A 14319-nucleotide genomic window follows, 5' to 3' on the forward strand; every position below is an offset into this window, starting at 1 on the left:
GTGATAAGAAATAATGTGATTAAAAAGGATGTTATTAAAAAGGATGCTATTAAAAAGGATGTTATTTAGCCTAACCGACATTTGATAGAGCAACTTGTCGCCGTACATTTCTCAATGTACCCAACTTTACTTAAAAATGATTCAATCACCTTAACATTAGCAAACACAAATAAATGCTTACCAAGGGCTTTAAAGGCTTTAGATATTTTGTTTGCTTAAAGCGGTGTTGACTATAGCTGGCATGATTAGCCATTGCGCATAACAAGTGTCACTTAAAAGGCGCTGAGTTTGCCATTATCTGCAACATTTAGACTGGATGGCTTTTAAAATATGGTGAGTGTAAAAGATGGTGAGTGCGTGTAACGAGGCGACTCTATGGCGGCAATTTTCGCGGCGCGCAGAAGCGCTACCGCGATAAATATGACTGGCTAATTTAGAATACTTCACCTGTTTCAAGGTCAATATTCTCATCACTTTCAGTGGTTGAGTCTGATGAGTTAGCCCCACCATTCAATAACATGCCACGAAGAGTGGTATTAATTTCATCGGCAATAGCTGGATTTTCAGTCAAAAATTTACCAGCATTGGCACGGCCTTGACCAATTTTTTCGCCTTTGTAGCTGTACCAAGCACCGGCTTTATCAACCAGCTTGTGTGCAACACCTAAGTCAACTAGTTCGCCGGTACGGTTAATACCTTGTCCATAAAGGATCTGGAATTCAGCTTGCTTAAATGGAGCTGCAATCTTATTTTTAACCACTTTAACGCGAGTTTCATTACCGATGACTTCATCGCCATCTTTAATCGCACCGGTACGACGAATATCTAAACGAACAGATGCGTAGAATTTAAGTGCATTACCACCTGTGGTCGTTTCTGGGCTACCAAACATTACACCAATTTTCATACGAATTTGGTTAATAAAAATAAGCAGTGTGTTTGATTGCTTAAGGTTACCAGCAAGTTTGCGCATCGCTTGGCTCATCATACGCGCAGCAAGGCCCATATGCGAGTCACCAATTTCACCTTCAATTTCTGCTTTTGGTGTTAATGCTGCAACAGAATCGACAACGATTACGTCTACCGCACCTGAACGCGTTAACGCATCACAAATTTCTAGTGCTTGTTCGCCTGTATCTGGCTGTGAACAAAGTAAATTATCAATATCTACGCCTAGCTTTTTGGCATAAATTGGGTCAAGAGCATGTTCAGCATCAATAAACGCACAGGTTTTACCTTCGCGTTGCGCTGCGGCAATCACTTCAAGAGTTAATGTGGTTTTACCTGATGACTCTGGGCCGTAAATCTCAACGATACGTCCCATTGGTAAACCACCCGCACCAAGTGCGATGTCCAATGAAAGCGAACCGGTAGAGATAGTTTCAACATCCATTGTGCGATCTTCGCCCAACTTCATAATTGAGCCTTTACCAAACTGCTTTTCAATTTGGCTTAATACGGCGGCTAGCGCTTTCTCTTTGTTTGGATCAACCTTCATTATAAAACCCTCTTAAGGCATTCAATACGTTTAGTAAAATGCTATTTTGACTTAGGTGAAATGATGTAAACCATTTCATTATGTTCATCAGTATACTGTATAGTCATACAGTATCAAGTGCTGAGGGCAATTTTTTTTAAACCTTAGCGAATTGCCTTTTTACATCAATATTTTATCTCCATATACTTTTTTGTTTGAATCTATTTATACCCTAGGGGCAAATATTGTTAAGATTAGCCTCATAAGATTTACGTCCTAAGATTGATTAATAGTGAAGTGTTCATAATGACAGTGATTGATACCAGCGATTTAGAAAAACACACCCCGATGATGCGTCAGTATTTAGGCTTAAAAGCGGCCCATCCTGATATGTTATTGTTTTACCGAATGGGTGATTTTTATGAGTTGTTTTACGATGATGCTAAGCGCGCTTCTGAAATGCTGGGGATTTCACTTACTGCTCGCGGAAAAAGCGGCGGCGATCCTATCCCAATGGCTGGAATCCCCTATCATGCTGTAGAAGGCTATTTAGCTAAACTAGTCAATATCGGCCAGTCTGTAGCTATTTGTGAGCAAATTGGTGATCCTGCGACATCAAAAGGCCCAGTTGAGCGTCAAGTCGTACGCATTGTGACTCCTGGTACCTTAACGGATGAGGCTTTACTTCAAGAAAAACACGACAATTTACTGGCGGCGCTTTATCAAGGTAAAAACGGTTTTGGATACGCTACCTTAGATATTTCATCAGGTCGTTTTGTGGTTGCTGAATTACCTACTCGTGAAGCCCTAGAAGCTGAATTACAACGTACTAATCCTGCCGAGTTGCTCTACAGTGAAGATTTTACTGACATGTTATTAATCAATAATATGAAAGGTATTCGTCGCCGTCCAGAGTGGGAATTTGATTATGATACTTGCGTAAATTTACTGCTTGGTCAATTTGGTACCAAAGATTTACATGGCTTTGGTATTAGTGATGCACGCTTAGCATTACAAGCTGCTGGTTGTTTAATGCAGTATGTCAAAGATACGCAAAAGATGGCACTGCCACATATTAATTCGATTGTGCGTTTTAACCAATCTGAATCCATTATTTTAGATGCCGCGACGCGACGTAACTTAGAGTTAACGCAAAACTTATCTGGTGGGCGTGAAAATACCCTGTCGTGGGTACTCGATAATACTGCCACGCCTATGGGCAGTCGCATGTTACAACGCTGGATCCATGAGCCACTTCGAAATAGACAAACGATTCAATATCGCCATAACGCCGTAAGCGAGTTGATTGAGCAAGATATATATCACCCCCTGCATGAGCAGCTGAAGGTTTTAGGCGATATTGAACGTATTATGGCTCGTTTGGCACTGCGTAGCGCCAGACCTCGTGATTTTTCACGTTTAAAGCAAGCGCTAGCACTGCTACCTGAAATTCAACAAACATTAGCCGTTTGCCAACAACCAAGATTGACAGCTTTAATTCAATTATTGGGTGAGTTTCCAGAACAACACGATTTATTAGCACGCGCAATTGTTGATAATCCGCCAGTATTAATTCGTGACGGTGGCGTAATCCGAACGGGCTACAACAATGAATTAGACGAATGGCGTAAGTTAAGTGAAGGCGCAAGTGATTATTTAGTCGAACTTGAAGCTCGCGAGAAACAGCAAACTGGAATTAACACTTTAAAAGTAGGTTATAACCGCGTCCATGGTTACTACATTGAAGTCAGCCGTTTACAAGCTGATAGAGTGCCACTGAGTTATCAACGTCGCCAAACCCTTAAAGGCACCGAACGTTATATCACTCCAGAATTAAAAGAATACGAAGAAAAGGTGCTCTCAAGCCAGGGCAAAGCGCTCGCACTTGAAAAACAACTGTGGGAACAACTTTTTGACTTATTGCTACCTAAATTACAAGAGTTGCAACAGTTTGCCAGTGCAGCGGCCGAATTAGATATATTAAGTAATTTTGCCGAGCGTGCAGAAACCCTTAATTATCAATGTCCACAAATGACGCAGGATATTGGTATTCATATCAATGCTGGACGCCATCCTGTGGTAGAGCGCGTCAGTCAAGCAGCATTTATTGCTAACCCTGTGGTATTAACACCTAAACGGCAAATGCTTATTGTAACTGGTCCTAATATGGGCGGTAAATCAACCTATATGCGTCAAGCGGCACTGATTACATTAATGGCACACATAGGCTGTTTTGTTCCTGCTGACTCAGCTCAAATTGGTGAAATCGATCGGATATTCACCCGTATTGGCGCATCTGACGATTTAGCATCTGGTCGCTCCACCTTTATGGTTGAAATGACCGAAACGGCTAATATTTTGCATAATGCGACCGCAAACAGTTTAGTGTTAATGGATGAGATAGGCCGCGGTACTTCAACCTATGATGGTTTATCGCTGGCATGGTCTGCTGCAGAATATCTCGCGAAAAATGTTAGTGCACTGACATTATTTGCCACTCATTATTTTGAACTCACCCAACTGCCAGAGCTGTTACCATCAGTAATGAATGTGCACCTAGATGCAATAGAACACGACGACACCATTGCCTTTATGCATTCAGTGCAAGAAGGTGCGGCAAGTAAAAGTTATGGCTTACAAGTCGCGGCGCTAGCCGGGGTTCCCGCAGCGGTCATTAAGGCGGCAAAACAAAAGCTACATCAACTTGAAAATAGGGATATGAGTTCCCCACAACATAATCAGGCTCAAGTGAGTATGAATTTATTACCACCAATGCCAGAGCCATCAGCAGTATTGGAAAAGTTAGCACTAATTAACCCTGATGATTTGACCCCTAAACAGGCATTAGATTATTTATATGAATTGAAGCGCTTAAACAACGTGAGCTAACAAATAGTGCTAGTGATTATTCGCGACGATAACAACGGTGGAAGTCTGCAAAGACTTCCATTTGATATTTACGATTAACTGACGCAAACCCACTATTAATTAGCTCTTAGCAATATACTGCATCAAAAGGATAAACGTACCGAGGGAGTGAGACAGGCATAAAATAGGCTATAGACAATAGGATTGTCTTTCTAACAAGTTGCTGAACTGAGCTTAAATTGTCATATCGAATAGTGATCAATCGATCACAATCACATCAATGATGTGGGTCTTGGTTGTCGGGATAAACCTAAACACATGAGCAAAAAGTAATCTCTCATATAGGCTTTACCCGCATCCCAACAATAGCTTAAGCTAACGTTATCCAAAATTTAGCTATCACAAATGATTCAAGTTAAATTAATTAATCACCAGTAACTGAGTTATGACAGTAAACGTTCACTGTCCATTAGTCTCTGAATAATGCTTCAACAGAAAGCCCTTGAGCGCCCAATAAATCTTTTAAACGTTTAAGCGCTTCCACTTGAATTTGACGCACACGTTCACGTGTTAAACCAATTTCAGCACCAACATTCTCTAACGTTGAAGGTTCATATCCGAGTAAGCCAAAGCGTCTCGCCAGTACTTCACGTTGTTTAGTATTAAGCTCATTTAACCATCCAACTATCGAATTCGATAAGTCTTCATTTTGCACCCGATAATCCGGGCCTACTGAATCGTCATCAGCAATAACATCTAATAAAGCCTTCTCATTATCGCCGCTCAGTGGTGTGTCGACAGAAGTAATTCGTTCATTTAGTTTCAACATGCGACTGACATCACCCGTCGACACATCTAACTTTTCTGCAATTTCTTCAGCAGTCGGTTCGTGATCAAGTTTTTGCGCCAGCTGTCTTGCGGTGCGTAAGTAAACATTTAATTCTTTAACTATATGGATAGGCAGGCGAATGGTGCGGGTTTGATTCATAATTGCCCGTTCAATAGTTTGTCTGATCCACCAGGTCGCGTAAGTAGAAAAACGGAAACCACGCTCTGGGTCGAACTTTTCCACCGCTCTAATTAAACCTAAATTGCCTTCTTCAATAAGATCGAGCAACGCTAATCCGCGGTTGTTATATCTTCTGGAAATTTTAACGACAAGACGGAGATTACTTTCTATCATGCGGTTGCGAGATTTTTCGCAGCCTTTGAGGGCTTTACGTGAAAAAAATACTTCTTCCTCTGCTGTTAGTAGCGGGGAAAAACCTATTTCACCTAAATATAATTGAGTGGCGTCTAAATTTTTCTGTAAGTCATCTTGGACTTTTTCTTCAATATCGAGTTGTTGCACCAAATTAGCATCATCGGTTGCAACTTCTGGTGGTTGTTTAGCTAGATCGACAAGACATTCTGCTGAAGCAGTATTATTTTTGCGGCTCATAATTGCTCTCCCAAACCTAATTTATGTTATTTAATCTACTGCACTCGCTTATCCTCCGTTATTTATGTTGCTAAACAATTACTGTTTAGGTAGATATCGTAATGGGTTGACAGACTTACCATGAAAGCGCACTTCAAAGTGAAGCATAACTTGATTAGTCCCAGTACTGCCCATTTTTGCAACTGTTTGACCTGCCGTCACATATTGCCTTTCCTTAACCACTATCGTGTCAGCATGCGCATAAGCACTTAAAAAATCATCATTGTGTTTGATAATCACTAAATTGCCATATCCGCGCAGTGCATTACCTGCATACACGACTTTCCCATCTGCAGCGGCTTTAATAATATCACCGCGATTACCTGCAATCTTAATACCTTGATTGCCTTGTTCTGAAGCCGAAAAATACCCGATTATCCGACCTCTAACTGGCCAATGCCATAATTGAACTTGTTGTGGTAAATTTGCGACAGAACCACTTGTATTTTGGTTAATTGTTTGTTGGGTAGTTGTTACAGAATACGCAGGCTTGACTTTGTGATCAAGCTCTTTTTTCGTTCTGCTTGAAACAGCTGCTGTGCCTGGCTTTGAAGTGACTACTGACTTTATTGTTTCTGATTTTGAACCAATTGAACTGGCAATATATGGCTTATTAATGGCTTGAGTTTGAACAGAAGCAACCTGAGTTTGAGGGGTACGAACAGTTGGCGTTGGACGATTACTTTTGGCCGCTAAATGAAGTATTTGGCCAGGATATATAGTATAAGGAGCCGATAAATGGTTCAAGCGAGCAACTTCGGCAAAATGGCGTCCAGCTCCCCAAGCGATTGAATAAAGGGTGTCGCCTTGCTTTACTTTATATTTATCGGTTTTTAATGACCCTTTATGGTAACGAGGTCCATGATTTTTTGATGATAAACTGTCAACCGGCGCAGGACGATCTGCTTGAAAGCTGCATCCTGTGAGCATAATTGCTAAGACCATAAAGTTTGGCCAACCGGTATTCATCAAACAAAATCCTTACAGAGAAAAATACATGATTGTTAAGCTAAAACAAGCTTATTCCAAACGAACATTTGTTCACTAACCAAAACTCAACTGTGTCGAATTGACTACGCCAAATCTCCGTTAATAAGCGGCACAAATTTAACCGCCTCGATAATCTCAGATTGGAATGACTGTCCAATACGGGTAATTTTGAGTAATTGTTGGATGTCTTCTCCAACAGGAATAATTAAAACTCCATGTTCAGCTAATTGTTCAAGCAAGGCTTGAGGCACTGTTGCCGCAGCAGCAGTCACCATAATGCCATCAAATGGACCGCGATTTGGCCAACCTTGCCAACCGTCACCGTATTTAAATGACACATTATGTAAATCGAGACGCTTTAAACGTTGCCGAGCTTGTATTTGCAATGCCTTTATTCGCTCAATAGTACAGAGCTCAGGAATTAATGACGCTAAAACGGCGGCTTGATATCCTGATCCTGTACCAACTTCGAGCACTTTTTGAGGTTGGTGCTGCATTAACAGCTCTGTCATTCGAGCAACGATATAAGGCTGTGAAATAGTTTGTCCCTGCCCTATAGGTAACGCGGTATTTTCATAGGCTTTATGAGCTAGCGCACCATCAAGAAACATCTCTCGTGGTGTAGTCGCGACAGCATGCAATACTGCAGGATCTTTAATCCCTGCCTCCGCCAACTTTTTGGCCAAATTAAGTGCTGATGTTGACGCTACCCGGGTCATATTTTTATTATCCAATCGGCTAATCCATCAAGTTGATTGTATGCTGTTAAGTCAACGGTTAGCGGAGTTATCGAAACATAACCTGCTGCGACTGCACCAAAATCAGTTCCATCACCCGCATCTTGTTCACTGCCAACTGGCCCGAGCCAGTATATATCTTTACCCGCTGGATCTTGGGTTTTTATCATACCTTCAGCTTTATGCCTGGCCCCCAAACGGGTGACTTTAATCCCTTTAATTTGTGTTAAAGGCAAATCAGGAACATTAACATTTAAAATTTGATCGCGGCTAATTGGGTGAGACAGTAAACCTTTTACGATTTTCACGGCATAAATTGCAGCGGTATCATAGTGAACGAGTGATTTACCCGCCAGTGATATAGCAATAGCGGGTAAACCTAAAAAACGCCCTTCCATGGCTGCTGCAACAGTACCAGAATATAAGGTATCATCGCCCATATTCGCTCCGGCATTAATACCTGAAACCACAATATCGGGCTCGACATCACAAAGCTGTCTAATCGCAAGATGGACACAGTCTGTGGGTGTGCCATTAACAGAAATACTGCCGTTATCTAAGTTATTAATTCTTAATGGATTAGTCAAGGTTAATGAGTTACTTGCTCCCGAGCAATTACGATCAGGTGCAACCGTTAATACTTGCGCAAACTCACTCAGTGCCTGGCTTAACGCAATAATACCGGGTGCATTAACACCATCATCATTACTGACTAAAATATTAATCATTCATTAACACTCTTCATTTGTTTTAGCTTGTTGATCTGCAACCATCACTTTTCGCTGTGACTCTTGGACATCTTGATAATCAACCAGTTCACGAAGCACTGATGTAGCATAACTCCCTGCTGGTAATATAAATTCAAGTGTTAGCGTATCGGCGTCAAATTGCCATTTCATTCCTTGAGGTTCAAGCAATAAAGGCCGTCTTTCTTGTGACAAACCCGCTTCTTCGAGGCCCTGAAGATCAGCTGAAAATTCGGCTAACGGCATCATTTCTACTGCTAATGCATCACCTTGTGCTAATGGTGTTCCCCTGCCCCACAATGGTGCTGCAAGTTGAATATCTTTTTCTGCTAAACGAGTTGTCAGAACGTCATCCCAAGCTTCCACAGTAAAATAGCTTTTACTGCCGGCTAACATCACACAATCGCCTGTTAATGTCTCGATATGATGATTGGCGAGGCGAAATGACACCACTTGGTTAAATATATTGGAACGCACAGCCGATAAATACATGCTGCGTTTGTGACGATCTTTTATATTTCGACCACCACTGAGCATTTGTCGGCCTAAGATAAGGTTTTTACCATCATGGCCAAAACGTTGTTCACCAAAATAATTAGGCACACCCAGTTTAGCAATCTGCTGTAAACGCATGTCAACATCGGTAGCATCAGTAATATTTCGTAATGTCAGCACAAACCGGTTGCCAAGTAATGCGCCTATACGCAGTTTTTTGCTATGACGGCTACTCGATAAAATCGTTAGCTTTTCATCATTTAGCTGAGCCCACTCTGGTGTTTCTTTACCAGGAATGCGGATCCCGAACCATTGTTCAGTAATGGCATTTTTGTCTTTTTGGCCAGCATAAGTCACTTCTTTTGGATGAACCTTAGCAAATTTAGCTAATATCTCAGCAACATAAACCGTATTCATGCCATTTTTGCGCACGTGGAGCATATGATGTTCACCTTCGCCAGTTGGCGTAAAAGGCAAAATTTCTTGGACAATAAAATCACTGTTATGGGTACGTAAATCAGCTTGGCTTATTGGTTTACCAAATAGGTAATGTAATTCTTTCATGTGACAGAACTCTCTATATATTTTTAGGTTATTGGCTCTTCATCAACACAACAGCTTCAACGGCAATGCCTTCTTTACGCCCAGTAAAACCAAGTTTTTCGGTGGTCGTCGCTTTTACATTAATATTATCGATATCGGTTTGTAAATCGACACTTAAACACTGACGTATCGCTTCAATATGAGGCGCCATTTTAGGTGCTTGCGCAATAATAGTCACATCGAGGTTACCTAAAACAAACTGCTTTTGCAGTGCAAGTTGATAGCAATGTTTCAATAACTCTCGGCTATCTGCACCAGCAAAATTAGCATCGGTATCAGGAAAATGTTTACCTATGTCGCCTAATGCCATCGCACCTAATATGGCATCGCTAATAGCATGCAGAACGACATCACCATCAGAATGAGCTATCAGCCCACTTTCATAAGGCACCGTCACCCCGCCTAAAATAAGCGGGCTGTCACCGCCAAATTTGTGTACATCAAAACCATGACCGATACGAATATTCATTTCAAAACCTTACGTTAGCTGACTATCAGGTGATATTAACGACTCGAGCTAAATCTGTTAAATTTATTGTTGTGACATAAACAAAACTGCCAATTGTAAATCATCTGGATGAGTCACTTTAATATTATCCACCCGACCACTGACCAACCCCGGCATAACACCAGCCCATTCCATAGCACTGGCTTCATCTGTAATAGGGGCCTGCGCCGCTAATGCTGCTGATAAATGGCGGCGTAAAATTGATGCTGGGAAAAATTGTGGGGTGAGCGCATGCCATAACAAGGTGCGATCGACAGTATTAACAATATGACCACTGGCATCACTGCGCTTCATGGTGTCACGAACCGGTGCCGCCAAAATAGCGCCTTGAGGATAAATGTCTACAGACTCAATTAATCGACTGATATCGGTTAGGGTAACACAAGGCCTGGCGGCATCATGGACTAGCGCCCACGCGTCTGGATGATGACTATAAACATAGTCTAATGCGGCTAAAACTGAGTCGGCACGCTCTCCACCACCCACAACTTGGATTAACTTAGGATGCTGAGATTGCGGTAATTGGCTGAAATAATGATCTTGTGGATGCAATGCAACAATGACTTGTTCTATTTCAGGGTGAGCGAATAATGTATCTAATGTATGAGCGAGAATACTTTGTTGACCAAGCATTAAATATTGCTTAGGTTTGTCAGCACCCATGCGGCTACCAATACCTGCAGCAGGTACAATAGCGATAATAGAACGAGGATTGTTGCGCATATTAGCAGTACCAAGATTGAAAGTAATATGATTGAGGGTTATACCTGCAGTACCACATAAGGTTAACGATTAAATTGGTTGCGTTCACGCAGCTCACTGCCTACAACTCGATAAAACGTCTCGCCTTCTTTAACCATACCTAACTCGTTACGGGCACGTTCTTCAATGGCTTCTGTGCCACTTTTTAAATCAATAATTTCTTCTTTAAGGATTTGATTTCGAGCAACAAGCTTGTCATTACTTTGTTCTTGCGCCGCGATTTGCGTTTGCAAGACGACATATTCTGAAAAGTTGTTATCGCCCTGCCAAAGCCGGTACTGTAAAAGTGATAATAAACAAATCAATAAAAATATTAGTTGTTTCATAATATTAAGTTATGTCGAAGTAACCCCTAGAAAATATGACTGTTATAGTACAACAAAAAAGGCCACCAAGTGGTGGCCTTTTTAAGCTAAAGCAAAAATATTATGCTTGGCCTTTGACTTCTTTAAGACCGTTATACGGTGCTTTTGAACCTAAAGCTTCTTCAATACGCAGCAATTGGTTGTATTTAGCAACACGGTCACTACGGCTTAGCGAACCGGTTTTGATTTGACCTGCCGCGGTACCAACAGCTAAATCAGCAATCGTTGAATCTTCTGTCTCACCGCTACGGTGAGAGATAACAACCGTAAAGCCTGCATCTTTAGCCATTTTAATTGCAGCCAAAGTTTCAGTTAATGTACCGATTTGGTTGAATTTAATCAGGATAGAGTTAGCAATACCATTATCGATACCACGCTTAAGAATTTTGGTATTGGTTACGAATAGATCATCACCTACTAATTGGATTTTATCGCCCATTAGTTTAGTTTGGTGAGCAAAACCATCCCAGTCAGACTCATCAAGACCGTCTTCGATAGAAACGATTGGGTAACGTTGCGTCAAACCTTGTAAGAAGAAGTTAAATTCTTCAGAAGTAAATTTCTTACCTTCACCTTTAAGATCGTAGATGTTTGCTTCTTTGTCATAAAACTCAGATGCAGCACAATCCATCGCTAAGGTGATGTCTTTACCTAACTCATATCCGGCGTTGGCAACAGCAACTTTGATTGCCGCTAGAGCCGCTTCGTTAGAGGCTAGGTTAGGCGCAAACCCACCTTCATCACCAACAGCAGTTGAGTGACCGTCAGCTTTTAATACTTTAGCTAGGCTGTGGAATACTTCAGCGCCCATACGTAAGCCTTCACGGAACGTCTTAGCGCCAACAGGCTGGATCATAAACTCTTGGATATCAACGCTGTTATCAGCATGCTCGCCACCATTGATGATGTTCATCATTGGAAGAGGCATAGAGTAAACACCTGGAGTACCGTTTAAGTCAGCAATGTGAGCATATAAAGGTACGTGTTTAGCCGCAGCAGCCGCTTTAGCAACAGCAAGAGACACTGCTAAAATCGCGTTCGCGCCAAATTTTGCTTTGTTCTCTGTTCCATCCAAGTCAATCATGATTTGGTCAAGTTCAGCTTGAGCCAATGCATCTTTGCCTTTTAACGCTTCTGCGATTGGGCCATTAACAGCGGTAACAGCCTTAAGAACACCTTTACCTAGGTAACGCGCTTTGTCGCCGTCACGAAGTTCTAAAGCTTCGCGACTACCGGTCGATGCGCCAGATGGCGCTGCAGCCATACCGATAAAACCGCCTTCTAAATGCACTTCTGCTTCAACCGTTGGGTTACCACGAGAATCCATAATCTCGCGACCAATCACTTTAATAATGTTAGCCATAATTCCCTCGTACTTTGTGTAAGTAAATTAAAAAATTAAAAGAAATAAAAAGTTAATACCAATAAAAATACATACAACACTAAAAACAGCAGACTTATTGGTATATAACTTTCAGTTTTGTAATTTAAATTCGAATATCACTTAGGATAAATCGAATTAGACTTTGCATCAACTTAGTTTTGACTACTGTGATACAAGATTGAGGCTATTATTTGATCTAACGCAAGTATCCTGCATAAAAAAGCCGCTAATGCATGCATTAGCGGCTAGTTCATTAAGCGATATCGCGTTTTTGATACGCATAAGAAGCGGCAATAAACCCTTCAAATAATGCATGACCGTCGCGTGGGGTTGAAGTGAATTCCGGATGGAATTGACTTGCCACAAACCATGGATGATTTGGTAGCTCGATCATCTCAATCAATTTACGATCAGATGATAAACCACTAAACACTAAACCGGCCTTTTCAAGACGCTCAATATAGTTGTTGTTGACTTCGTAACGGTGACGATGACGCTCAACGCAAGTTGTAGCCTTGTAGGATTCAGCGGCTTTAGTTCCTTGTTTCAAATGACATAGCTGAGCGCCTAAACGCATAGTGCCACCTAAATCAGAAGACTCATGGCGCGTTTCAACATCACCTTCTTCGTTAATCCACTCGGTAATTAATCCCACTACTGGATGAGGTGTTTGCGAGTTAAATTCAGTTGAATGTGCACCTTCTAAACCTGCCACATGACGAGCAAATTCAATTAATGCCACTTGCATACCTAAACAAATACCAAAATAAGGTAGGTTGTTTTCACGGGCAAATTTGGCAGCAAAAATCTTACCTTCAACACCACGTTCACCGAAGCCGCCTGGGACTAAAATACCGTCCAGACCTTGTAATACTTCTTCGCCTTTAGCTTCAACAGTTTGTGAATCAATGTACTTAATGTTCACTGTTACGCGTTTTTTCAAGCCCGCATGTTTCAAGGCTTCGTTAACCGACTTGTAAGCGTCAGGTAATTCAATATATTTACCAACCATACCAATAGTCACTTCACCATTTGGATTGGCTTCTTGATAAATAACATTTTCCCACTCAGACAAATCAGCTTCGTTACATTCTAAATTAAAACGTTTGATGACCAAGTCATCTAATCCTTGTGAACGCAATAGCGCTGGGATTTTATAGATGCTATCAACGTCTTTTAACGAAATAACTGCACGTTCTTCAACGTTACAGAATAACGAAATTTTGGCTTTTTCATTCGCAGGAATAGCACGGTCGCCACGGCAAACCAACACATCTGGAGCAATACCAATAGAACGTAACTCTTTAACAGAGTGTTGCGTAGGCTTAGTTTTAATTTCACCCGCTGCGCCTAAGAATGGCACTAAGGTTAAATGCATAAATAGAGTGCGTTCACGTCCTAGCTCTGCACCTAATTGACGAATAGACTCAAGGAAAGGTAATGATTCGATATCACCTACCGTGCCACCGATTTCCACAATCGCCACATCATGGCCTTCTCCACCGGCTAACACTTTTTCTTTAATCGCGTTAGTAATGTGAGGAATAACCTGAATGGTTGCGCCTAAATAATCACCACGGCGTTCTTTACTAATCACTTCTTCGTAAATACGCCCAGTGGTAAAGTTATTACGACGATTCATTTTAGTGCGAATAAAACGCTCGTAATGACCTAAGTCAAGATCGGTTTCAGCGCCATCTTCAGTCACGAATACTTCACCGTGCTGAGTCGGGCTCATGGTACCCGGATCGACGTTAATATAGGGGTCAAGTTTCATAATGGTTACATTGAGGCCACGCGCCTCTAAAATTGCTGCGAGCGAAGCCGCTGCAATGCCTTTACCTAGTGATGAAACAACGCCACCAGTAACGAAGATATACCTTGTAGTCATGCTGAACCTGAGA

General features: G+C 41.6%; 12 protein-coding genes. 1 reads left to right on the top strand and 11 read right to left on the bottom strand.

Translation table 11 applies throughout. The features are described from left to right. Positions 1–433: 433 nt before the first annotated feature. Positions 434–1498, bottom strand: a complete 1065-nt coding sequence (gene recA, locus H5164_RS03765) for a recombinase RecA (protein ID WP_182697904.1) — start codon at positions 1496–1498, stop codon at positions 434–436. A 285-nt stretch (positions 1499–1783) separates the two neighbouring features. Between recA and mutS the strand changes: the two genes are divergently transcribed. Continuing rightward, positions 1784–4366: a DNA mismatch repair protein MutS gene (mutS, locus tag H5164_RS03770; RefSeq protein WP_182754855.1), complete on the top strand. Its 2583-nt coding sequence runs from the start codon at positions 1784–1786 to the stop codon at positions 4364–4366. A 448-nt stretch (positions 4367–4814) separates the two neighbouring features. Here mutS and rpoS read toward each other — a convergent pair whose 3' ends face one another. From rpoS to H5164_RS03820, 10 genes are all read right to left on the bottom strand, one after another. Further along, positions 4815–5786: an RNA polymerase sigma factor RpoS gene (gene rpoS / locus H5164_RS03775; protein ID WP_124017576.1), complete on the bottom strand. Its 972-nt coding sequence runs from the start codon at positions 5784–5786 to the stop codon at positions 4815–4817. Between the two features lie 78 nt (positions 5787–5864). Continuing rightward, positions 5865–6797 (bottom strand): peptidoglycan DD-metalloendopeptidase family protein, encoded by a 933-nt coding sequence (locus H5164_RS03780; RefSeq protein ID WP_404948415.1) that lies wholly within the window; start codon positions 6795–6797, stop codon positions 5865–5867. Positions 6798–6898: 101 nt separating this feature from the next. Continuing rightward, positions 6899–7534, bottom strand: coding sequence for a protein-L-isoaspartate(D-aspartate) O-methyltransferase (locus H5164_RS03785; RefSeq protein ID WP_124017670.1), 636 nt, complete (start codon positions 7532–7534; stop codon positions 6899–6901). Next, complete coding sequence (gene surE / locus H5164_RS03790; RefSeq protein ID WP_182697901.1) at positions 7531–8280, bottom strand: 5'/3'-nucleotidase SurE; 750 nt, start codon at positions 8278–8280, stop codon at positions 7531–7533. Before surE ends, H5164_RS03785 begins: the two co-directional genes overlap by 4 nt. A 3-nt stretch (positions 8281–8283) precedes the next feature. Continuing rightward, the gene (truD, locus tag H5164_RS03795; protein ID WP_124017579.1) at positions 8284–9357 is read right to left on the bottom strand and encodes a tRNA pseudouridine(13) synthase TruD; all 1074 of its coding nucleotides are present in this window, start codon (positions 9355–9357) and stop codon (positions 8284–8286) included. A gap of 28 nt (positions 9358–9385) precedes the next feature. Beyond that, a complete protein-coding gene (gene ispF, locus H5164_RS03800; RefSeq protein ID WP_124017580.1) occupies positions 9386–9865 on the bottom strand; it encodes a 2-C-methyl-D-erythritol 2,4-cyclodiphosphate synthase in 480 nt (159 codons plus the stop codon). A 63-nt stretch (positions 9866–9928) separates the two neighbouring features. Further along, positions 9929–10627, bottom strand: coding sequence for a 2-C-methyl-D-erythritol 4-phosphate cytidylyltransferase (ispD, locus tag H5164_RS03805; RefSeq protein WP_182697899.1), 699 nt, complete (start codon positions 10625–10627; stop codon positions 9929–9931). Positions 10628–10689: 62 nt separating this feature from the next. Continuing rightward, the gene (ftsB, locus tag H5164_RS03810; RefSeq protein ID WP_124017582.1) at positions 10690–10992 is read right to left on the bottom strand and encodes a cell division protein FtsB; all 303 of its coding nucleotides are present in this window, start codon (positions 10990–10992) and stop codon (positions 10690–10692) included. A gap of 100 nt (positions 10993–11092) precedes the next feature. After that, positions 11093–12394, bottom strand: coding sequence for a phosphopyruvate hydratase (gene eno / locus H5164_RS03815; RefSeq protein ID WP_182754859.1), 1302 nt, complete (start codon positions 12392–12394; stop codon positions 11093–11095). A 274-nt stretch (positions 12395–12668) separates the two neighbouring features. After that, the gene (locus H5164_RS03820; protein WP_182741475.1) at positions 12669–14306 is read right to left on the bottom strand and encodes a CTP synthase; all 1638 of its coding nucleotides are present in this window, start codon (positions 14304–14306) and stop codon (positions 12669–12671) included. Positions 14307–14319 lie beyond the last annotated feature (13 nt).

The sequence above is a fragment of the Shewanella sp. SG41-3 genome (assembly GCF_014164545.1).
Lineage (GTDB): Bacteria > Pseudomonadota > Gammaproteobacteria > Enterobacterales > Shewanellaceae > Shewanella > Shewanella vesiculosa.